Raw genomic sequence first — 21,256 nt, forward strand, 5'->3', positions numbered from 1 at the left:
CGGCGTTGATAATCGGGATCATACCCCCTGGATTTGAGGGATACTATTTTTTGATCGGTCGGGTCGCAAGCTCAATAATTGAGCAAATACGCTCTTGTGCGAGGAATTTTCGAAGACCGGAGCATCGCTTTACACATCGGCGTGTGGTCTTTACGGTCCGGCGGTTCCAGCTTCTCCCGGGCATTTCATTCATGGCCACTTCGCGCACTGCTCTTCCCGACGATCTGCTGATCAACGCGTCCGACGAGGTTCTGACGCGGCAGGATCTGGTGCTGACGGCGCTCGGACGCCGGCCCGCCGACAGGTTGTTGCGCGTGGGCAGGTTGCTCGATGTCCATTCGAGGACATGGCTCGACGATCAGGAGATCGTCATCAAGGGCCGCCGCATCGCCTATGTCGGCCCCGCCGGCAGTTACGCAGGCGAGGTGAGCGAGCTATTCTCCGAGCCGGATCTTGCGGCCGCGCCGGGCTTCGGCGAGGCGCACAAACATATCGAAAGCTCCCATCTGACGCCGGAATGGGAAGCGGCTTTGGTGATGCCGCATGGGGTGACCTGGACATGCGAGGCGAGCCACGAATTTTCCAACGTCAACGGCGCCCGCAATCTGGAATTCTGGCTGGAAGCGCGCCGGCGCGGATCGCCGATGAAAATCTTTCCCCTGCCTGGCTCTGCCGTCCCGCCGACCGCCTATGAATGGGGTGGCGGCTGGTTCGGCTATGACGAACAGAAGGCCTTCCTTTCCGAAAGCCTGATGGTCGCCGGGCTCGACGAGGTCATGGACTGGCCGTCCATATCCGATCCCGGCAATCCTTCCTACGATCGGCTGTGGGGCATGATCGGCGCCACCTTCGAGCAGCGCGGCGTGGTCGAAGGCCATGGTGCCGGACTGCGCGACATGGCCTCGATCAATGCCTTTGCCGCAGCGGGTCTCGCCTCCGATCACGAAGGCTGGTTTCTCGATGAGATCTGGCAGAAGCTCCTCCACGGCCTTTTCATCGAGCTCAGGCCGCATTCCCTGCCGGAGGTCATCCGCGGCCTGATCGACAAGGGGCTGACGGACTGGTCGCAGATCGCCCTGGTGACCGACGACCGCAGCGCCTCGGACACGCTGAAAATCGGTGCGACCGACCACAATGTCCGCCTCGCCATTGAAAACGGCCTTGCGCCGGAGATCGCCATCCAGTGCGTCACCCTCAATCCGGCACGCCATATGCGGCTGACACCTTGGGTCGGATCGATCGCGCCGGGCCGTTTCGCCGATTTCGTTCTTCTCAGCGACGTCGCCAACCTGTCGATCGAAAAAGTATGGGCGGACGGGAGTCCTGTGTCCGAGGGTGCGAAATTCATTGGCGTGCGCCCTGAAATCGACTGGCCGCAATGGGCGACGCGCACCGTGAAAATAGACCGGACGGTGACATCAGACGATTTCCGCATCGAGGCGCCATCGAACCGGGCCACGGTCAACGCTGCACTTTTGCGGCCGTTTCACTGGCACGACGATTTCATCACCATGGAATTGCCGGTGGAAGAGGGCGCCGTGCAGCGGGATCCCGCGCGTAATGTCACCAAATTCGCAATTGTCGACCGGTTTTCCGGGGAGGCGAAGATCTCCAGGATGTTCTGGCTGGGCACCGGACCGCGCACGCCGGAGACGGCGCTCGCCTCCACGCTTGGGCACGACAAGCACAATATCTGGACGGTCGGTTCATCCGACGAGGCGATGGCGATATCAGTCAATGCCCTGAACGAGCAGCAGGGAGGCTGGGTGCTGGTATCCGGCGGCAAGATTCTCGCCCGCGTCCGCTATGAGGTCGGCGGCCTGATGACGGCGCGTTCGGCCGAAGCGCTCGATGCGGAGATGCAGGCCCTTTATGCGGCCGGCGCCGGGATCGACTGGATGTACGAGCCGACCTTTTCGCCACGATGGTGGCCGGGCTTTCCCGAACGCCTGTCGTTTGCGACGCTGACTTGCTCGCCCTGGCGCTGGGTCCTGGTTGCGCCGTCGGCGCTGGCGCCGGAGGGGTTCGTCAACGTGCTCACCGGCAAAACCCATCCGATCGTCTGGTGACATCGCGGCCCGCCAAAATTCCACCTGATTGATCTTCTTACTGCAGCAAATAGAAAGCATTAACCATAGTCCCGTAGACAACGAACAGGATCAAAGGAACCTGTGTTCGATGGCTACTGAAATGACCCGCCGGCCTGCCGGCGCCAATGAAGGCAAGATTATTGCTTTTCCCGCTGGAACCGGAACTGCCAATATTGAGCGCTGCGCGCGTGAACTCGGCCGGCGGCACGGCGCAGATGCGATAGAATTCTGGAAGGCCGAATGCCGCAGGCTTGCCGATCAGCTTCTGGCGGCAGGGATGCCGGAGAGCGATATCGGTCAGCGGGTGCTGCAGTTTCAGCAAGATGTCCAGAGCGAACTGGTCTTCAGCCACCAAAACGGACCACTGCCCAAGTCTCAAAACCGATAGCGGCGATCTCGCCGATAGCCGTGCTATGCATGCGATTAGCGCATCAGCCCAGCGGACCGGAGGGCGTCTTCAATGACCTTCTGAATGCCGCCACGGTCGCTGCCCGCACCGAATGGGTCTGCGACGTTTTCCGGTTGCGCAGAGGGTTTCGCGTTGCGCCGCTTTTCAAATGAGGGCACCAGACCCCAGGACCTGGCAATTTCGACGGTCGAGGAAATTCCGACGTCAAGCATGAAGGGGCCGCTTGTCCCGTAGCCGGTGCCGACATCGAGCGGCGTGCCGTGACCCATCCCGGCAATCGCATAGAGCTCGATTACGTCGACACCGTGAGCATCGGTCCAGACCTTTCGCTGATGTCGTCCGATATCTTCGACGCGCCCCGGCGATATGTCGACGCCATGGATATTTCTCCATTGCTCCACGATCGCATTCGCATTGGATGGCACGACGGTTCTGTCTGCGGTTCCCTGCCAAAGTGATAATGTCGGCCACGGGCCTTTGTGCCCTGAAGCGTTTCTCAACCGCAGTTCAAGCTCTTTGCCAGTCGGACCGCCGTGACCGCGCATTCGGTCGAACGCCTCGGGAATGGTCGCGGCACTTGCATATGGCAGGCCCGCGATGATCGCGCCCCCCGTAAAGACCTCGGGATAGGTGGCAAGCACGGCGGCGGCCATCGCGCCGCCGGCCGAAAGCCCGGTCACGAATACGCGCCTGCCGTCGATACCGTGTTCCGCAACGACCTTTGCGATCATCTGGCGGATCGAAAACACCTCGCCGTGATCCCGGCGGATGTCCTCGGGGTTGAACCAATTGAAACAGAGATTTGGATTGTTTGCCCTTCGCTGCTCGGGAAACAGCAGCGCGAAGCCATAATCCTCGGCCAATCGCGACCACCCCGATCCGATATCATAGCCGGCGGCAGTCTGGGTGCAGCCGTGCAGGACGACAACCAGGGGCATGTCTTTCCCGCGCTTCGACGGCAAATAGGTGTAGCCTCCCAAGGCGCCCGGGTTTGAGCCAAATGCGTCCAAGGCCACGAGATCGGCGTCTTCCTGCGTAGGTTGGGCGCGAAGGGTTCCTCGCAGCGCAGCAAGGCGTGCGAGGGTGTCTGACATAGATCTCATCAAGGTCTCCGCCAATCAGCAGCCGGGATGGCGGTGATGCTGAACTAAACGCGTCACTCTACGAAAAGGTTGCTGCGGTGCACAATGTTTTTCGATGGTGCAAACGGACGGGCGTCCGAGTTCGGCGGCGCGAGGAACTTCGGGCCAGATGTGGAGTTGATGTTGTCGATTGACAGCGTTGACGCTGCGACCCAATGAGGCCCTTCAGATGTCGAACAAATCCAACTTCTTCTCTTCCTTTGCGACCGCCGTCGCCGATCTCTCGGGAAAGCCGTTCACGTTCGTAGCGGCTTTGGCGCTGGTGCTTGTCTGGGCGGTTTCCGGCCCTTTTTTCGGCTATTCAGAAACCTGGCAACTTGTGATCAACACCACTACGACCATCATTACCTTCCTGATGGTGTTTGTGTTGCAGAACAGCCAGAACCGTGACGGAAAGGCTCTGCAGGCCAAGCTTGACGAACTCATCCTGACGAGCCAGGCGGCCAACAAGTTTGTCGGCATCGAAAAGCTGGACGAGGGAGAACTCCGGGAAATGAGCAAGACCCTCGCCGATAAGGCCGAATGCGTCGAGGAAAAGGCGGATGAGAAATCTGCCGCAGAGGCAGCGTCTGCCTAAGGCATGTCGCGCAAAGGTGCGCAGCGGTTTTGTAATAACGATGCGTTGGAAATAAAGCTCTAAAGCGCGAGGAGGGAATCTGAAAGATCGTGACGCGCTTTAGGTCGAGGTCTCTGAGGTTTGGCCATGGTGTTGCTGGCGCATTCCCTCTATCGCGTCGGCATCTTTCTTCTCAGCCGCAATCCAGTGGTTTCCTGCCTCGCTCGATCGGATCAGTTCGTCGAGCTTGGTATGGAGCGCCGTCATGTCCCGGTTTTGGGAGTGCTGCACCAGCAGTAAGATAAAAAATATGATGAGGGTACCGACCATATTGGTCAGCAAAAACCACTGCCTTGGGAAGGAAAAGCTGAGACCCACTGCCGCCCAAATGGCTGCGAACACGATCAACGTGACAGGGACCACACGATGGCCTGCCCATAAGATGGCCAAATCAGAGATCTGTCGAAAGTGCCAGCGCATACGGCTCTCCACAGCGCGTAAAACTGGAGATGGAGCAGCTTCCATCACCTGGGCTCAATAAATAGGGCGCCGCAAACGACATAAAACCCGCGTTTCCGCGGGTTTATTCCGACGACTAGCCACTCTCGTGCGGACATGGCGACGAGACGGTCAATTCAATTTGACCGATGGCTCCCGACCCCAGATCCGCAGTTTGCCAAGCGCCTTGATAAAAGTCGTAACATCCTTCGCCGCTCCGAGCGCAATCACGCCCTCATCCAGGGAATCGGCAATTCCGGCCTTCTGCATCAGCGGCAGCGCTGTTTCCACATAGCCGATGAACTTGCAGTGTACGAAGGCGTCCGCCACGAAATCGCGGGCCGTTGCCTCCTTCAAGAGATCGCCGGTTCCCTCGGCCGAGGGGAGGAGGGCGACGGCGTCGTAAAGTACCGAAGGTCCGCCGTCGATCATCTGATGTGCTTCAATCCAATTGCCGTCCGAGAGTGTCACGCCGCCGATCTTTGGCGCGATCACCTCGAATGTTGCCTTCTGCTCGGTGATCTCGGCCAGCAGCGCCTTGAAGATAGCGGCATCGGTGCCATCGCTGACAAGAATGCCGAGCTTGCGTCCTTCGAACCGCTTCGGACCGCGCTCTATGATGCTGAGCCCCGGCGACGGCTCGAGATCCTGCCGCGTCGGCATGGCGGCATCGGCAGGCTTTGGCATCGATTTGAAGCCGAGTGCGTGGCCGACCTTACTGGCCAGCGTCTCATCGATGTTCATCAGGTGCGAGACCATACGCTCACGAATGACCGGCGTTTCGACCTTGCTCAGTTCGAAGATCAGCGCCGCGGCGATATGGCGTTGCTCCGGCGGAGTCTGGCTGATGTAGAACTGTCGGGCCTGGCTGTAATGATCGGCAAAGCTTTCCGCGCGCAGCCGAACCTTGGGACCTTGTTCCTCGGCCGGGAAGTGCCGGTAGCCCTGAACCGGCGATTCCCGCGGCCCCTGATTCCAGGAATTCGGCTGGTAATTGACGCGCCCGACAGGATTGCGCATCGCCATATGGCCATCCTGCTGAAAATTGTGGAAGGGACACTTCGGCGCGTTGATCGGCAGATGGGTGAAATTCGGACCGCCCAGACGTTTCAACTGCGTGTCGAGATAGGAGAAGTTTCGCCCCTGCAGCAGCGGATCATTGCTGAAGTCGATGCCGGGGGGAACGTTCTGCGTCATGAAGGCGACCTGCTCGGTCTCAGCAAAAAAGTTGTCGGGCATTCGGTCGAGCACAAGACGGCCGATCGGTTTGACCGGAAGGATCTCCTCGGGAATGATCTTGGTCGGATCGAGGATGTCGAAGTCGAACGTGTCGGCGAAGTCCTGGTCGAAAAGCTGCACGCAGAGTTCCCATTCCGGGAAGGCTCCCGACTGGATCGACTGCCAAAGGTCGCGGCGATGGAAATCCGGATCCGCACCATTGATCTTGACCGCCTCGTTCCAGGCGACAGACTGCAGGCCGAGTTTCGGCTTCCAATGGAATTTGACGAAGGTCGATTCGTCAATCGCGTTGACGAAGCGGAAGGTGTGAACGCCAAAACCCTCCATGAAACGGAACGACCGTGGAATGGCGCGGTCCGACATCACCCACATGATCATGTGCATGCTTTCGGGCGTGAGCGTGATGAAGTCCCAGAAATTGTCATGCGCCGACTGCGCCTGTGGAAATTCCTTGTCGGGCTCCGGTTTTACCGAATGGATGACGTCGGGAAACTTGATCGCGTCCTGAATGAAGAAGACCGGGATATTATTGCCGACCAGGTCCCAATTCCCCTGCTGCGTGTAGATCTTCACGGCGAAACCGCGCACGTCGCGCGCCAGATCGAAGGAACCCTTGCTGCCGGCGACAGTCGAAAACCGGACGAAGGCCGGCGTCTTTTCGCCGGGCCGCTGGAAAAGATCGGCCCGGGTATAGGGGGCCAGGGATTCATATGTTTCGAAGTAGCCGTGGGCGCCGTAACCGCGCGCATGCACGACCCGCTCGGGGATGCGCTCGTGGTCGAAATGAAAGATTTTTTCGCGGAAGTGGAAGTCATCGACGAGGGTGGGGCCGCGGGCGCCGATGCGAAGCGTATTCTGGTCGTCGGAAACGGGGCCGCCTTGCGAGGTGGTCAGCACCGGCATGCCGTCTTCGGCAAACTGATGAAGCTCGCCGCCTGCACCCCGGTGCAGTTTCTGATCATGGATCGTTGCGTTGTCCGAGGGCGAGGTTTGGGAGGTCTTCTTGGCCATCTACATTCTCCGAAAAGGGATTTACCTAACCGAAGCTCAACGACGACCACATGTTCCGCTTGACGCGAAATAAACTGCCACTGAGAAAAAGGCATGGGGCGACGATGATCCAACCACAGCAGAGCCGGGGATGGCTTCACATAATGGGGCGCGGGGCCTTTCGACCCCGCGCCCCAATTTCCGTTGATCCTGAGCCTCGGGCCTTAGATCCGGGGCGTAACGATGAGATCTTCCTCTTCGTCGCGTTGCGACCCGCCGAAGGCTGCGGCGGCAGAGGCGATGAAAGCCCCGATCAGAAGTGACAACGCGCCGAGCAATGCCGTGGTGGAGGCAGCCTTGCGCGCCTCATCGGCAGCTTTCTGTGCGGCGACCTTGGCGTCGTCGATCCGCTTCAGCACAGTGTCGACGCGGGTGCGTGCATCGGCCTCGGAAAGACCGGTGCGAGCAGAGACGATGGTGGCAAGATAGGCCTTGTCATCATCCGCAATCTGGCCGGCTGCAGCACCGTTGAGGAGGATGCGGGAGACTTCTGCCGTTGCCGAAGCATCATCGGATGTTGCTCCTGCACGGGCCTGTTCAGGACGCAGCAAAGCGTCGGTAAAATAGGCGGTAGGCAGATCCGAGGTCGATGCCGTCGATGACGCCGCCGTACCTGCGGCGGTGGCCGCCGAACCCACGGCTTGTGCGCCCGCACCGGCAAATGAGGTCAGCGACGAGGCTAGAAAGCCGGCGACGAAGATCGTCGCCAGCGCCCAGCTGATGAAGCCATGCGCGGTGTCACGGAAGAACACCTCGTCGGTATGGACAGCCGCCCACTTCGTGCGCAGCCGGCCGGTGATATAACCTCCGAGCCCGGAGGAGAGCCATTGGACGACAACGAGCCAGATCGCCGCCGTCACCCCGACCGTGCTGAGCGAGCTGCTTTGCCCCGACCAGGGCGACACCATTGTCAACCCAACCCCGGATCCAAGCAGCAAAAGAATGAGGGTCACTCCGATGGCAGCAGCGGCGCCTCCGAAGATAGGCCCCCATGTCATGGCGGATTTGGAAGATTCGACCGGAGTAGCAATCTCTCCGGAATCTGTCATTGAAACCGACATGATCTGTTCCTATCGCACAAACAGAGCAAGAAGGATGATGATCGGCAGTGGAACACCAAGCAGCCAAAGAAGAATACCGCGACCCATGAAAGACCTCCTGTCAGAAACTGACGTTACGTGGTTGATGCCACTCAACTTTGAACCACGGTCTTTGTTCCCGGCCGGCTTGTCATCGACGATCTTCATGCGGAGCTGGTCGAGATCGAGAAGAATCTTGCGCGTTCGGAGCTGACGTCCGGCGAAGAGAGCGCCATATCTTGAGGGACAAGGTGAACTTGGGAGGAGAGAAGCTCTCGTCACTCGGTCACGGCCTAAACTGGAGAGGAATCGATGAACAAATTTCGGGCATTTGTAGCAGCCGGAGCAATCAGTCTTGCTGCCATGACCTCGGCATGCTCGACAGCGCCGAATTCATATGGCTCGGCCTCAGGATATCAGCCGGGAGATTCAATGAACCGGGCCTGTGCGGATGGCTTCCGACCCGGCGACGGCCGTTCGTGTAGTTACTAAAGGTCGGCTCTTGTCTGGAAAAGCGGGCAGCTTGGGGGGGCGTCAGGCAGGCGCCAGCCGGTTCTATTGACCGCCAATCCGATCGTGTCCCGGCACGTGGTGTAGGTGGCGGGAGGTAGCAAAGCCGAGCGCCCGCGCGCTTTTCATAGCGCTGTAGCGGGTGATTGGGTTTGCGGGCGGCCATCAGTGTTTTCCGCTAGGGTCGGGTTGTTGAAGACCAACCTGACGGAAAGACCACCGATGACCAATGACATGATGAACGTGCGTTCGCTTGTTGAGAAGAGCGCCGATGCAGATTTGTTGCGTGAGATGATCGGCTTTGCCGCCGAGCGGCTGATGGAGCTGGAGGTCGGATCAACTGCCGGTGCTGAGTTCGGCGAGAAGAACCCGATGCGCCTTGCTCAACGCAATGGCTACCGCGACCGCGATTGGGAGACGCGAGCCGGGACCGTTGAACTCCGCATTCCGAAGCTGCGCAAGGGCAGCTACTTTCCGAGCTTCCTTGAACCCCGTCGCATGGCGGAAAAGGCTCTGACGGCCGTCATCCAAGAAGCCTATATCCAGGGAATCTCGACCCGTTCTGTCGACGATCTGGTCAAAGCCATGGGCATGAGCGGTATTTCGAAGAGCCAGGTGTCCCGGCTCTGTGAAGAGATCGACGTCAAGGTGAAGGCTTTCCTCGACAGGCCGATTGAAGGCGAGTGGCCATACGTGTGGGTGGACGCGACCTACCTCAAAGTCCGGCGCGGCGGACGTGTCGTTTCCGTCGCCGTCATTATCGCTGTCGGCGTGAACAGCGATGGCCGGCGCGAGGTCCTAGGCATGGAGGTCGGGACGTCGGAGGCCGAACCGATCTGGACGGAATTCCTGCGTAGGCTGACACGCCGAGGATTGCGCGGCGTGAAGCTCGTCGTCTCGGATGCCCATGAAGGCCTCAAGGCTGCTGTCACGAAGGTTTTGAATGCCACCTGGCAAAGATGCCGGGTTCACTTCATGAGGAACGTGCTGGCGCACGCCGGAAAGAGCGGCAGGCGGGTCGTCTCCGCTTTCATCGCAACGGCCTTCGCCCAGGAGACGCCGGAGGCAGCAAGCGCTCAATGGCGCAGCGTCGCCGATCAGATCAGGCCGAAAGTGCCGAAGCTCGCCACCATCATGGACGATGCCGAAGAAGACGTGCTCGCCTACATGACTTTCCCGAAAGAGCACCGTGCAAAGCTGCACTCGACGAATCCAATCGAGCGTCTCAATGGCGAAATCAAGCGACGCACCGAGGTGGTCGGTATCTTTCCGAACGACGAGGCGATCGTCCGTCTCGTGGGCGCGCTGCTGCTCGAACAGAACGACGAGTGGGCCGTCCAACGCGCCAGGTATATGACCCTTGAGACCATGGCTCAAATGAGCGATGATCCCCAAATCAGCCTGCCCGCTGTGGCTCGCTGATATCCGCTCCGACCCATGTCGGAAAGCACGGCCATCAGCCGTCAGCTACACCACTCCCGTGGACACGATCGCCAATCCACCTCATTACCGTTTTTTCCGCAGGTCACCTGGCAGAGCGTCAATGAGTTGATGCACTTTTCCGGTGGCGAAGGCGATGTCCTCGCGCGGCAGATGGACTGTTATCTCAATCTCTTCCCACCTGCCGCCATGGTCTTTTGCGAACCTGACGGCGGCTTCCAAAGAGGTGAATTGCACGGCAGGTGCGTCGGCGGTCCAGAACTGCACACTGCAGTCCGCCGCACCGTAATCTAAAAATGCTTTTTCGGGATCTAGGGCCATGGCGTTTGCTGTACACCGTCGGCGGTTGGTTGGCCAGCGGTCGCCTACTGGTCGTAAAAGCGCGTTGTCCGCGATGCCCAACGCGAAAAGCCCTTATGGGAGCATTCAAAAGCGGGGAGGGAAAGTGGGGAAGTAAGCGCCTGCATTCGGAACTATCAACGAAACAGGCGCTTAACTTGAAAAATGGCTCCCCGGGCCGGATTCGAACCGGCGACCTGTCGATTAACAGTCGAATGCTCTACCGCTGAGCTACCAGGGATCACTGCTTGGCGCGGTGTGAGTGGGCTAATACAAACGCTTTCCCGATTTGCCAAGCGGTTTTTTCAAAAAAATGAAATGAACTTGTATTTGGGATGCCTGCGCCCATCTCTGGGGAATGACAAACGTGAATGATCGTCAGGAGACGAGAGGCGGCGAGAAGCGCAAGGCACGGGCAGTGCGCTTCGGCATCGATCATGCAAGCGGCAGGCTTGTGCTCGGCTCTTTCAGCATCGGCATGCCACGCTCGCGCATCGCGCGGATGGCACTCGGCATGGCCCTCATTTTCTGCGGCGTGTTGGGTTTCCTGCCCATCCTTGGCTTCTGGATGCTGCCGCTCGGTTTCCTCGTGCTCTCGCACGATCTACCGTTCGCGCGCCGGCTTCGGCGGCGGCTGGCGGTCTGGTGGCACAGGCGGCGGAGACCGGCTGACTGACGGTCGGGTTTTGTGGAACAGTGGATCGCCTTTCGCATTCGTGGTTTATGGAATGTAAAATGCAAAATTGCGTCACGATGATCTAGGTGAGGAAATGAAGGCATTTTTTGTTGTCGTCCTGTCGGCAGCGGCTCTTCTCTCAGGCATTTCCGCCGAGGCCCAAGCCATCGACAGCCGCGGTTTTGACGCTCGCGGCATCTGTCGCCGTCCCGAAGGCTGCGTGGTCGACCACGGTCAAGGCGGCAGCTACAACGGACCTCGCAATTATCGCAATTTCAACGGCCGGAATGAGCGTGATGGCAGTAACGACCGCGAGCGGAACAATCGCCGCTACCGTTCTCACAACAGAAGCGACAATTTCGACGCGGGAATCACCCGCCTTGCCGCAGGCCTGAGATTGAGCTGGGCGTGTCGCCCATGCATATTAGCGTCTAATTGGATCTGAGCTCGCTTTCCTCGAAAATCCCGCCACGCTCCGGATCGAGGCCGGTCGCCATCAGCAGGCTGCAGGCGGCAAGGAGGAGGACGAGCTTCACCGCGTAGGACGCCACCGAGACCGGTTGTCGTCGGCCCTGTGATACGCGAGACGGCGCTATATAGTACTGGTAATAGAAGTATGGATCATTCGTTTCCAGCAGGTTCTGGTAGACGTGCAGTGGGATATCCGCATGTTTCACCGGCGGAGAACCGGGGAATTTTACCTGCAGATCCCGGGTTTCGGCGTCGTATGCTGCACGCACGTGCTTCGATTTGAGGGCAGCCCAATCCATCGCAAGCTCCTATACCCTCCCGAGGATAATTGAGGCCCGGACGATGATCGAAGTCAAGTCAAGAATTTGTTTCAAATACAATCATTGGCAGGAAATGGGGCATCGTCACAGCGATGGAAATTCCAGCCTGCGCCCGCGCCGTTTCGGGATGGGAAAAGGGCCGTTTCGGCAGCGGCGGAATGGCGTTTTTCCGAAATGCCCTCTTGCGATTTCCTTACGATCATTCTAAACGCTCGCCACGGCTCAGATAACGAGCGCGTGAGGCCTCGTGGCGGAGTGGTGACGCAGAGGACTGCAAATCCTTGTACCCCGGTTCAATTCCGGGCGAGGCCTCCAATAAATTCCACAACAAAAACAGTGACTTAATGACGATATGGCTCCGGAATTCCGGGGCCTATGTCGCACTTATGTCGCAACAAATACCTTTGTATTTAGGCGTGTCCTTTTTCGTGTCGGCCTGTCCATGCGACATAAACTGCGACATAGATGGCCCGAAATCGCCGGACTAAGGCGAAGCCCAAGGCCGTCCTCGACCGGCGAAGCCCAAGGCCCGCGACCTCCGACTGTCTCGATCTGCTTTGTGAATTGTGGAACCGGTCACTCGGGCGTTGATGCCTCGCTTTGCCGACAGGGCGCGCCGACAGCGCGCTTCGTGGGTAAGGCTGGGGCCAATATGCTCCGCACCGAACATCGCGCGTGTAGGGCTGTCTCTGGCCCACACTCCCAAGAGCTTTCCGAAATCTCCGGCGAGCACGGAGCCGGTGAGCGGCTCGAATGAGTGGGGACGCGCGGGCCTGGTGCGCCTTTGGTCATTTCGCACGCCAAAGCATCACGATTTCGATTTCCGCCAGCCAGCCACCCAGGCTTCAAACTCCGAGCAGAACCACCGTTCTCCATACCGGGGGCTGATCTTCGTCTCTGCGTAGCGTCGCTGCCCCGGCACGTGGAAGATGCGCTCGCCGGTGGCGATGCTGACGTTGCCCTTGATCTTGCACGATTGTCCCGAGTCGCCTGAAGCGCTCCATGAGGCCAGCAAGTCGCTCGCGGTCCAACCGCCGGCTGCACCAAACGCGAGCGCACCAATGAGCAAACCCGGTGCCCTGAACAGCACCGATTTCTTCTGCGGATTGCGATAAGCCTGATGCATGCCCCCATCTCCGCCATGTCGCGCGAAAGATCGTAGCCGCGTTGGCGCTTGGCTAACATCTGTCCAAAAGGGGTATCTCGCACATTCTAAACCTGATGACGCGCTTATCCACAGGTGCTCGCTATTGTTGCGACTCGTCGTCTCTGTCACGCTCGCGGAAGTTCATTAACCGATGGCGGCGTCGATGGAGAATTGTACCTCGTTTTGGCAGTTCATGACCAATATGCAGGGCGCGGCCTGGCTAGAATGGTTCAAAGCCATTTTTGACCTCTTAAAGGGAATATCTTGGCCACTCGCCCTCTTTTTGGTGATCTGGATCTTTAGAGAGCCCATTCGGGCCCGAATTCCCTTCGTTATACAGCTGGGTCCCACGGGCGCCGTCTTCCAGCCAGGTCAACAACCAGATCAAGGCGGTGCGAACCCGTTACAGACGGTCTCCCACCCATTGCCGACAGTGAATGATCTAGCAACAAGCATCCAAGAGGAACTCCTTGCGTTCGTTCCAGAGCAAAGGGAGCAGCGCCTAGTCAGAGCGCTGGCTGAAGCCCGTGTCATGGCGGATTTTGAATTCATCTTTGCCAATATCTTTCAATCTCAGATCGACGCGCTCTCGGAACTAGCATCGGGGCCAAAGGCTGTTGCGGAGGCAAAGGAGTATTTCGAGGAGACTGTTCGTCCCATGAACAAGGAGCTGTACTCGCGGTGGGACTTTGAACAGTGGAGCGCCTATCTCCTTTCGCAGAAGCTTGTGGAGGTCGAAAACGGAACCGTTCAGATCACGCAGAAGGGGATCGACTTCCTTGATTTCGTGCGCCGTTACAAGGTCGGGTTCCACCTGAGTAACTGACATGGGAGAGTTAGGGGCATTCTGACATGGACTGGAAAAGTTTAATCGACGCGATGGAGCGATTGGCTGCCGCTGCGCCTGCCGCCAAAGATATGCTCGACCTTCAGGCCCAAATCGACATGGCATATTGGGCAAAGTGGATGTTCTGGGCAAGCATTGGCAGCCTGAGCGTTAGCCTAGTCGCCATAGTCGGAGCGTTCTTATCGTTAAGAGCATCGCGTGAGGCCGCAGCCGATTCCCGTAAAGCTGCAGCTGATTCTCGCGAAGTCGGAGAGTTCCAAACTCAGGCCTATGTGCACGCCCGCAGCGCGAGGCTTGGTTCTAAGGGGAATGTCATCATCGCATGCAAAAATAGCGGTCTGACGCCGGCAACCCACTTCTCGGTGAACGCGACCGCGAAAATCGTTTCACCAGGGAATATCGGGGCTTCTATTTCCTTTAAAACAGATGGTTTCAAGACGTGGTCTGCACTTGGTGCGAATGATGAACTGACGGTAAGTATCTTGGACGGTGACCCTGTTGTTAGCCAATTCGCAAAAACCCAGGGCGGCGATGACAAATTACTAGTCAGCGGTCAGATCACCTACTGCACGATTTTTAACCACGATCACGTTACGCAGTTCGCATTTTATGCCGAGCCTAGGACGAAACATCGTTTCCGGCGGCCGACAGCCAGCTTGATCACTTTCTCGCGGATCCCTGAACAGGGGTTTCCTTCGCCTCAATCCGAGTTGCCCGTCTTGCTGACGGATAACGACGAGGATGATGCAAACGTCACGCGCGTGGTTGACCGTGGCTCATTGCCTTGTCCAATAAACCCATGAGGCCAAGCAGAAACTTGATCAACTCGCGGAACGCAAGCTGTCGTGGCCGCAGCGATGGATTGCGCTAGACATCCTACGGGATCACGAATCGGCCCTTCACTGCTAGGAGCGTTCTGGTGTCCCACCGCCACCATTTCAATTGATCGACTCGACGCGAATGACTTTCATCGGTCGGCCGTGAAAGCGGGACGCCTCCTCGGCTCCAAGTGCCAGCGCCGTTTCGACCGAGATTTTCAGCCTGTCGGCCAGTTCCTCTATCCCAATGATTTTCCCTTGCGCCCGCTCGGCCGCGATCTTTGCGCATTCGGCGAAGATTTCGTCATCGCTCAACAGGGAATAATGATCATTCATTGTCCGGACTTCCTTATTGATACCGGCGGCAGAGGTGCGGCCCGGTTCCACGGGAGGAATTTTGGCCTCAGCCGGTTTCGGTCCCAGCCGAAGCTCCCAAACAGAGACCGAGATGAGATTATACGCCCTCATTGAGATAGGCGCCGCGCCAGCCGGTGATGCCGCAACCGAAGTCCAGGATTGCCCGGAATTCCGTTCCTAGCGTGTTCCAGCCTTCGCGCGTTTCCAGTTTCGGCTGCTCGACACCGTTCAGGTAAGCAATCTCAAGTATCGGCGCCTGGTCGGGAGATGCGAAGAGCCGCCAAGCGTCTTCCTCAAGGCGGGGGTCGACCAGTAGCGAGAGCTTCCCGGAGAATGGGTTTACGTCGTCGGTTGCCGAAGGCGTGATTGCGGCGATAATTTGCTCGCCCGTCGTTTCGTTGCCACTGCCGACGATGAGGAATTGCGGCCTCAGCGAGAGCGGTGTTTCGTTGTCGAGCCCCTTCTGATCGCGTAGCGCCTTACGGCCATCGCTGACGCTGCTGATCGTCAGAGCGGACGCCGTAACTGCTTTGTTTCCGCGTGCATTTGCGAAGAGTGTGACGCCGTCATCAAGCAGCGGCCCAAGGCCGCCATTATCGAGCAGAAGATCGGCGATCAAATCCGCCTCAGTTTGCGCGGCGGCTTGGCCGAACGCCCGGAGCGTATCGGAGAAAGCGTCAAGATCATCGTTGATCAGGGCCTCCCGTGAGATGCCGAACATCTTCGCATAGGTCTTGACGCGGTAGGTTTCCTTCGCCTCCGAACGCGTGCCGTAGGTAATTTCGGCGCCTTCAAGCACCTCTTCCAGCTTTGGCATTTCCGACATGCGGCCGATGGTCATCGCCTTGAAATTCGCGGCGTTGCGGATACGTGCCAATTGCTTCAGCGGCGTCTCGGCCGCCCGATAGGCGTCGAGTAGGAAGCGGTTTGCGGCGTTGCCCGTGACGAACGGAAAGTCCGACGTGCTATGCGTCGCGCCGCTGCTCATGATCTGCGTCGCAAGCCGATGGCGATTTCGCGAAATAATCCGCTCGCCGCGCGCTTCGAGGAGAGCCGCCCCCATGTCAAGTAGGCTGCGGCCCTGCCATTCCGAAGCGCGGCCTTGCGCCGGCTTGCCAGCGATCCGAGCATAGAGCGCGTCTTCGATATCGCGGGCGACCATCACTGAGCAGTTGCTGTCTACCATGGGATTATGCGACGTCACGCGCCCGCCCATCGGATCTTGGTCGGCAAGATGATTGATAATCATCGTCTGCGCTTTGGCAAGCTCGCCCCTCGCGTCGAGCACGATCTTGTTTGCCTCCGCAAGCGTCATCTTCGCGGTGGTGCAAAGCTGGTAGATGCGGGAATTGACGTCTTGGATATTGGCGGGCGCCTGGTCGTCGGCCGCTGCGGCGTTCGGTTCGGTCATGGTAGCTTCCTTTCGTTTATGCGGAGCGGACGCAGCCGCCACCATGGGAAGACCCATTGCCTTCCGCTCTGTTGCCAGCCTCTTCAGACGATCGGGCGCTTTTGCGTAGGTGCGATAGTCGAACGCCGCGTCAGCCGCCGATGCGGTCGGTGCATGTTCGGAAACCGAGGTGGCGAAGCCATTGGCAAGCGCCTCCTGCGGCGCCATCCAGGTTTCATCCTTCATCATCCGCCGGATTTCTTTTTCGGAAAGGCCGGTGCGCTTGGCATAGACTTGCGCAAACACGCCGGTCATCGTTTCGAGAACGCCGGCGGTGCGCCGGTGATCGTCGGCCGGGCCGAGGGTCATTCCGGACGGCTCATGGATCATCAACAGGGTGCCGAGCGGCATTTCGATTTCGTCACCAGCCATAGCGATCAGCGAGGCGGCAGACGCGGCGATCGCGTCGATTTTGACGATCACCCTGCCGTCGTGACGCTTCAAAGCATTGTGGATCGCCGAGCCCTCCATGGCGATGCCGCCGCCGGAGTTGAGACGCACGACGAGGTCACCGGGAAGCGCGGCCAGAGCCTCGATCACCTGTGAGCTGGTGAAGCCGCTTTCATCCCAAAAATCCGTGAAGCCAACCGGCCCGTAAAGCATCAGCTCGCCGTCTACGATCAGTTTTGACATGCTGCCCTCAATTCATTTGCATCAGGATTTCCCGAAAGCGTGGTCACGAAAAGCCCTATCTCGTGACCAGGATTTTCCTGATCCGCTCGGCCGAAACCGCATGATCGACTCGGGTCAAGATGAGCCAGAGCGCCGCATTCAAATCGCCGACTTTGTACGGACATTTTTCCATTCGCTGATCGAAGCGCCAGGCGGAAGCCGAATAGCGTTTCAGGGCTATCGCCAGCGCGTCGGCCTGCTGCTTCGGTTTCAGTGCGGGGAAGAATTTCGCTACGGCTTCCCGAATGGCGGCGTTGCGTGCCTCAATCCGCGATACCGTGCGCCAACCGCGTTTTCCGCGTGGCTGCTTGAGATCGAGCGCTGCCGCGACATCGCGCGTTTCGCCTAATACAAACTGGTTTAAGCCGGATGCCACGTTGCGCGCCCAAGGCTCCGGCACCTGGTCGAGGTGCTCCACCAGGTTGATGATGTCGTCTATCGGCGTTGACATGCCAGGGCCGCCTTTGCCTTTTGAACCTTGGCCTCGCTTTCGACGCGCTCGGCAATCAGCGCCGCCCGCCAGGCCCACGCTGCCGCGAGCCTAATCCGCCACAGCCGGCCTATGCCACCCCGCCTGATCGCCGGCAGACCGATCTTGAGATATCGCTGCATGGTCGGCAGGGAAACGCCTAAAGCCAGGGCCGTGTCGCCCAGCCCGAGGATGGCGTCATCTCGGTCGTTGGGCAGCGGGTAGTGTTCGATCAGTTGGTCAATTTCGGCTTCTGTCAGCTCTTTCATAGCTTTGCTCCAGAACAACAAGGGGCACCATTATGAGAACGCGCAGTACCGGCGGTGCAAAAATAGTCGCTCGGCCTGCGCTGCCGTCCTTCCCGCTTTCATCTTTCGGCCGGGAAGGACCCGCGGCATGGGGGATCGGGACGGAGTCGCGTCGGATCAGTGCGGCTTTTCCGTCGATTTGCCACATGTGCCAACAGAATCCATTTCGAGTGGTTACGCGCGCGCGGACGTCTGAAATAGAAAGTCGTGTCAGATGTGGCATCGGGGTGGTCAATCGAAGTCTCCATAGCCGCCCTTCGGGTCCGATCTCGAAAGTCTGAGCCCGAAAAGACCACGGTTCCCTTGGAACCTTTCGCGCGTGAAGCCATGCGCTTCGAGCGCCTGCACGAGGCGCTTCTGCGAGCCGACGGTTTCGCCAGATCGTTCCGCCCAGCCTTGCCATGATGCAAATAATGTCGCTGTGCTCTCGAATGCCTGCGGGTCGCGTTGGCAACATTCATCGATCCACTCGGTAACGGAATCCTCGGCCTCAAGGTAAAGCGCGGTCGCTTCCGTCACCACTTTCGGTGGCGACAGGCCGACGCGCTGCCATTCGAGACAGCCCGCAATCGCCCAGGCCAGAATAGCCGGCGCCTCATCCCTGAGCTTTTCGGTCAGGGTTTCATCCCTCTCCTCGGGGGGAATCGTGACGGTGAACGGAATGAGGTTGAAGCGACGCCGGATCGCCTCGTCGACCGAGCGCAGACTCGGTTTGTGGTTGCCCGCGATGATGAGTTTGAACTGGGGTTGGTATTCGAAATAATCTTGCCGCATGAAGCGTGCGGTGATGCGGTCGCCACCGGTCAGCGCCTTTATTTTCGATTCCGCCCAGCGGCGGCCTTCTTCCGTCTCGGCCGCTGTCACCAGCCGGGCGCCGCGCAATCCGGCGATGTCGGTCGGATGACGATCACTACTGGACGCGACAAATGTCTCGATAGGCGCGCTCCGTCCGTAATCCGCCAAAACGTTCATGATCGTGTCGATAAACACCGATTTGCCGTTCGCGCCGTGGCCAAACAGGAAAAACAGCGCATGCTCGCGGGTGACGCCGGTAAGGCAATAACCAGCCACTCGCTGGAGGTAAGCTTGCAGATTCTCATCATCGCCCGTGATGCGGGCGAGAAAGCCGCGCCAAAGCGGGCAATCGCCGCCTGGTCCGACTGCTGTGATCTTCGTTAGATAGTCTCCCGGCACGGTGATGCGGAGAATTCCGGTTTTCAGATCGATGAGACCTCCAGGCGTGTTGAGCGTCCAATCACCGCAATCCCATTGATCGATCGTGGCGGCGATGCGGCGGTCGGACCGGACCAGCGAGATGACAGCGGCCACCGTCGTGCTGCTCGCGAGCCGTCGTCTAGTCTCCTCCTTGATACTGCAATCTGCGGCAAATTCCCGGCACAGCCGCCGGCACAGGTCGTAAACGAGGAGGGTTTTTTCTTGACGCCAAACCTTGCCATCCCAAAGCATCCATTGGTTCCAGGCAGCCACATGACGGACGCAGAAATTGTGCCGGTCGGCAAATTCGAGCGCCAGGGCCTCCTCGGAAAATGCCGGCGGTGTGGCGTTTGTCATCCCCTGCGCCTGCTGATATTTCTCAAGTTTAGACGCTTCGAAGCGCGGGTTGTCGTTCACCGTGCGGCCTCCTTGCGCTCGCTCCGAATAAAAATTTCAGGCAATCGAGGCGGCTTCATCTGGCGCAGATAAAGTGGCCGCAAGGCTTTATCGACGGCGACGCGCGGGCAATCGCGCAGGTAATCGAATGCGCGCTCCCAATTCACCACAACGATCCCGTCGCGCTCGGCGCGCAGCCAGTCGAGCGGTGAGGCAAAGACATTCAAGGCAAAGTCGAAGGAGTAGGTGCTCGCATTGTCGATCATGCTCTCGCCAAGCGCGAAGGCCCTGCCGTTCCACGTCGCCAACGCGCCGGTTCGCGGTTCCCAGAAGACGATGTCCTCGGGCTCGATAAAGGCGAACCAGAGCGGACCGTTCACGTCAATTTCTAACCGAGCGTCAGCCGCTCGGAAGCCATGGCAGAGACGGATCGGTTCTGGCCGGAGGATCGCAGTCATTGGCACCCCGGAGGCGGTCAGCCAATCAACGTGTCGTGGCATCAACCAGCCAAGGGAGAGCTCTGGATCAAGGGAGAACTCTGGATAACGCACGATCATGGCCGCCCTCCATCCCCCGCCCATTGTGTCAGAAAGGCGCGTTCGCTTTCCTCGGCGATCTTCAGCACACGGAACAGATCGCGCGGCAGATGTTGTTCGATCGCAGCCCGGATAATTTCTCGGAGCATGTCGGGCGGGATGGTATCGAGTTCGACACTCTGGCCGCGCCAGCCGCGATCATGTGAACTTTTCTTTGTGGGTCTCGCCGGTAAGTTCCACTGGCGGATCTGGTGTTCCGTCACGGCAAGACGCCCGAAATGGATATCCGCCTCCGGCGCTAGATCGCGGAGTGTTTCCTCGATCTTTGCTGCCGCCATAACGCCGGAGGGGTCATAATCACCAAGGTGATAAATGACCGTCGGCTTGTCGGCATTGGCTATAACCTCCGCTGCCGCGTGAAGGTAACTGAGACTGGCGAAGCCACGCGCGACATATAACCCAACGTCATATTCAGTGGTGATCGGCAGGATGACGCCAGACAGCGCATCTTTTTCGCACCAGATTTCGACGCGAACATCGGCCTCGGCCCAAAGCGACTTGCGATAGAAGCGGGCGGTAGCCTCAATGGCGTCTTGCGGAGTATCGAAAGAATCGATGCGATAAACGCCACGGCTGGAATCCGTAAGCCAGGAATAAGGCAGATCGCCGTCCCTGCGCATCTGCGCCAAGGTCCATTGGACACGGTTGTAGGCCTGCTCGGTTTTCTCCACGAGACCATGCACGGTGGCCTGATAGAACACTTGGCGCACTGTCATGGGGCGCTGTACGGCGACGATCTGAAAGAGCGCTGCCTTCAGTGCGGCCATTTCTGCCCGCGTTGCCTTATGTCGTCTTTTCCGGCTAGCCGGATGAAGTGAAATTTGCATGCTTGCGATCCTTAACGGACGCCCGCGCGGCTTGTGCGATCAACCTCGGCAAGGCATGATTTTCTGCCCACACAGAATTTCCCTGCACGTCGGCCCTTTCGCGTCACTAGCGCGGCGGGGCTTTTTTCTATTCTGCGCTGCGATTGTGATGAAGCCCGCACCGTTCTGCGACCGTGGCAACAGGCACGACGATCTTGCGGCCGATCCGAATTGTCGGCAGGTCGCCTCGGGCGGCAGCCGCATAACTGCCGTTGCGGCTCAAGCCAAAGAAGATCGCGCCTGCGTCGGGAACGGAAAGCGTTGGGCGGGAAAGCGCTTCATCGAGGGTCATCGGT

General features: G+C 59.0%; 23 protein-coding genes, 2 tRNA genes and 1 pseudogene. 10 read left to right on the forward strand and 16 right to left on the reverse strand.

The features are described 5' to 3' along the window. Positions 1-50: 50 nt before the first annotated feature. Positions 51-2,069 (forward strand): adenine deaminase, encoded by a 2,019-nt coding sequence (locus J3P73_RS10685; RefSeq protein WP_207579938.1) that lies wholly within the window; start codon positions 51-53, stop codon positions 2,067-2,069. Between the two features lie 109 nt (positions 2,070-2,178). Beyond that, entirely contained in the window at positions 2,179-2,478 is a 300-nt protein-coding gene (locus tag J3P73_RS10690) for a DUF6074 family protein (protein ID WP_130662780.1), read from the forward strand. Positions 2,479-2,513: 35 nt separating this feature from the next. Here the strand turns inward: J3P73_RS10690 and J3P73_RS10695 are convergent, their stop codons facing one another. Further along, positions 2,514-3,602: an extracellular catalytic domain type 1 short-chain-length polyhydroxyalkanoate depolymerase gene (locus J3P73_RS10695; protein ID WP_130664464.1), complete on the reverse strand. Its 1,089-nt coding sequence runs from the start codon at positions 3,600-3,602 to the stop codon at positions 2,514-2,516. A gap of 208 nt (positions 3,603-3,810) precedes the next feature. On the opposite strand from J3P73_RS10695, the gene J3P73_RS10700 reads away from it, so the two are divergent. Beyond that, on the forward strand, positions 3,811-4,218 hold the full coding sequence (locus J3P73_RS10700) for a low affinity iron permease family protein (RefSeq protein ID WP_130655265.1): 408 nt from the start codon (positions 3,811-3,813) through the stop codon (positions 4,216-4,218). 99 nt (positions 4,219-4,317) lie between these two features. Here the strand turns inward: J3P73_RS10700 and J3P73_RS10705 are convergent, their stop codons facing one another. The 3 genes from J3P73_RS10705 to J3P73_RS10715 form a co-directional block, all read right to left on the reverse strand. Further along, positions 4,318-4,677, reverse strand: a complete 360-nt coding sequence (locus J3P73_RS10705) for a low affinity iron permease family protein (RefSeq protein WP_130655266.1) — start codon at positions 4,675-4,677, stop codon at positions 4,318-4,320. 150 nt (positions 4,678-4,827) lie between these two features. Beyond that, positions 4,828-6,945: a catalase gene (gene katE, locus J3P73_RS10710; RefSeq protein ID WP_207579939.1), complete on the reverse strand. Its 2,118-nt coding sequence runs from the start codon at positions 6,943-6,945 to the stop codon at positions 4,828-4,830. Positions 6,946-7,148: 203 nt separating this feature from the next. Further along, positions 7,149-8,045 (reverse strand): hypothetical protein, encoded by an 897-nt coding sequence (locus J3P73_RS10715; RefSeq protein ID WP_164567056.1) that lies wholly within the window; start codon positions 8,043-8,045, stop codon positions 7,149-7,151. A 330-nt stretch (positions 8,046-8,375) separates the two neighbouring features. On the opposite strand from J3P73_RS10715, the gene J3P73_RS37515 reads away from it, so the two are divergent. Beyond that, positions 8,376-8,555 (forward strand): hypothetical protein, encoded by a 180-nt coding sequence (locus tag J3P73_RS37515; RefSeq protein ID WP_018073357.1) that lies wholly within the window; start codon positions 8,376-8,378, stop codon positions 8,553-8,555. Between the two features lie 240 nt (positions 8,556-8,795). Continuing rightward, entirely contained in the window at positions 8,796-9,995 is a 1,200-nt protein-coding gene (locus tag J3P73_RS10720; protein WP_207579940.1) for an IS256 family transposase, read from the forward strand. 84 nt (positions 9,996-10,079) lie between these two features. Here J3P73_RS10720 and J3P73_RS10725 read toward each other — a convergent pair whose 3' ends face one another. Together J3P73_RS10725 and J3P73_RS10730 are read right to left on the reverse strand one after the other, a co-directional pair. Then, positions 10,080-10,334, reverse strand: a complete 255-nt coding sequence (locus J3P73_RS10725) for a hypothetical protein (protein ID WP_018073358.1) — start codon at positions 10,332-10,334, stop codon at positions 10,080-10,082. A gap of 184 nt (positions 10,335-10,518) precedes the next feature. Continuing rightward, positions 10,519-10,593, reverse strand: a tRNA-Asn gene (locus tag J3P73_RS10730). Positions 10,594-10,710: 117 nt separating this feature from the next. Between J3P73_RS10730 and J3P73_RS10735 the strand changes: the two genes are divergently transcribed. Both J3P73_RS10735 and J3P73_RS10740 read left to right on the forward strand, forming a co-directional pair. Beyond that, positions 10,711-11,028 carry a membrane protein gene (locus J3P73_RS10735; RefSeq protein WP_018073359.1) on the forward strand — a complete coding sequence of 106 codons (318 nt, stop codon included), beginning with the start codon at positions 10,711-10,713 and terminating at the stop codon, positions 11,026-11,028. Positions 11,029-11,122: 94 nt separating this feature from the next. Continuing rightward, a pseudogene (locus tag J3P73_RS10740) lies at positions 11,123-11,463 on the forward strand (hypothetical protein). Here J3P73_RS10740 and J3P73_RS10745 read toward each other — a convergent pair. Beyond that, positions 11,460-11,798, reverse strand: a complete 339-nt coding sequence (locus tag J3P73_RS10745; protein ID WP_207579941.1) for a KTSC domain-containing protein — start codon at positions 11,796-11,798, stop codon at positions 11,460-11,462. The pseudogene J3P73_RS10740 and the gene J3P73_RS10745 overlap by 4 nt on opposite strands. A 262-nt stretch (positions 11,799-12,060) precedes the next feature. Between J3P73_RS10745 and J3P73_RS10750 the strand changes: the two genes are divergently transcribed. Beyond that, positions 12,061-12,134 (forward strand) — tRNA-Cys (locus J3P73_RS10750). Positions 12,135-12,627: 493 nt separating this feature from the next. Here the strand turns inward: J3P73_RS10750 and J3P73_RS10755 are convergent. Beyond that, positions 12,628-12,945 (reverse strand): sunset domain-containing protein, encoded by a 318-nt coding sequence (locus tag J3P73_RS10755; protein ID WP_207579942.1) that lies wholly within the window; start codon positions 12,943-12,945, stop codon positions 12,628-12,630. A 214-nt stretch (positions 12,946-13,159) separates the two neighbouring features. On the opposite strand from J3P73_RS10755, the gene J3P73_RS10760 reads away from it, so the two are divergent. Both J3P73_RS10760 and J3P73_RS10765 read left to right on the forward strand, forming a co-directional pair. After that, the gene (locus J3P73_RS10760) at positions 13,160-13,792 is read left to right on the forward strand and encodes a hypothetical protein (RefSeq protein ID WP_207579943.1); all 633 of its coding nucleotides are present in this window, start codon (positions 13,160-13,162) and stop codon (positions 13,790-13,792) included. A gap of 26 nt (positions 13,793-13,818) precedes the next feature. Next, on the forward strand, positions 13,819-14,616 hold the full coding sequence (locus J3P73_RS10765; RefSeq protein WP_207579944.1) for a hypothetical protein: 798 nt from the start codon (positions 13,819-13,821) through the stop codon (positions 14,614-14,616). Between the two features lie 135 nt (positions 14,617-14,751). On the opposite strand, the gene J3P73_RS10770 is transcribed toward J3P73_RS10765, so the two are convergent. The 8 genes from J3P73_RS10770 to J3P73_RS10805 all read right to left on the reverse strand — a co-directional run bounded on the left by J3P73_RS10770 (position 14,752) and on the right by J3P73_RS10805 (position 21,252). Continuing rightward, complete coding sequence (locus J3P73_RS10770; RefSeq protein WP_207579945.1) at positions 14,752-14,967, reverse strand: hypothetical protein; 216 nt, start codon at positions 14,965-14,967, stop codon at positions 14,752-14,754. A gap of 118 nt (positions 14,968-15,085) precedes the next feature. After that, complete coding sequence (locus J3P73_RS10775) at positions 15,086-17,071, reverse strand: head maturation protease, ClpP-related (RefSeq protein WP_207579946.1); 1,986 nt, start codon at positions 17,069-17,071, stop codon at positions 15,086-15,088. A gap of 55 nt (positions 17,072-17,126) precedes the next feature. Then, positions 17,127-17,561 carry a hypothetical protein gene (locus J3P73_RS10780; RefSeq protein WP_207579947.1) on the reverse strand — a complete coding sequence of 145 codons (435 nt, stop codon included), beginning with the start codon at positions 17,559-17,561 and terminating at the stop codon, positions 17,127-17,129. After that, positions 17,546-17,848, reverse strand: coding sequence for a hypothetical protein (locus tag J3P73_RS10785; protein WP_207579948.1), 303 nt, complete (start codon positions 17,846-17,848; stop codon positions 17,546-17,548). Before J3P73_RS10785 ends, J3P73_RS10780 begins: the two co-directional genes overlap by 16 nt. Positions 17,849-18,118: 270 nt before the next feature. Further along, entirely contained in the window at positions 18,119-19,519 is a 1,401-nt protein-coding gene (locus J3P73_RS10790) for a phage/plasmid primase, P4 family (RefSeq protein ID WP_207579949.1), read from the reverse strand. After that, complete coding sequence (locus J3P73_RS10795; protein WP_207579950.1) at positions 19,516-20,055, reverse strand: hypothetical protein; 540 nt, start codon at positions 20,053-20,055, stop codon at positions 19,516-19,518. Before J3P73_RS10795 ends, J3P73_RS10790 begins: the two co-directional genes overlap by 4 nt. After that, positions 20,052-20,861 (reverse strand): hypothetical protein, encoded by an 810-nt coding sequence (locus J3P73_RS10800; RefSeq protein WP_245002724.1) that lies wholly within the window; start codon positions 20,859-20,861, stop codon positions 20,052-20,054. Before J3P73_RS10800 ends, J3P73_RS10795 begins: the two co-directional genes overlap by 4 nt. Before the next feature lie 187 nt (positions 20,862-21,048). Further along, positions 21,049-21,252 (reverse strand): helix-turn-helix domain-containing protein, encoded by a 204-nt coding sequence (locus J3P73_RS10805; protein ID WP_163925777.1) that lies wholly within the window; start codon positions 21,250-21,252, stop codon positions 21,049-21,051. Between the last annotated feature and the right edge of the window lie 4 nt (positions 21,253-21,256).

Origin of the sequence: Rhizobium ruizarguesonis, assembly GCF_017357285.1 — a bacterium.
Lineage (GTDB): Bacteria > Pseudomonadota > Alphaproteobacteria > Rhizobiales > Rhizobiaceae > Rhizobium > Rhizobium ruizarguesonis.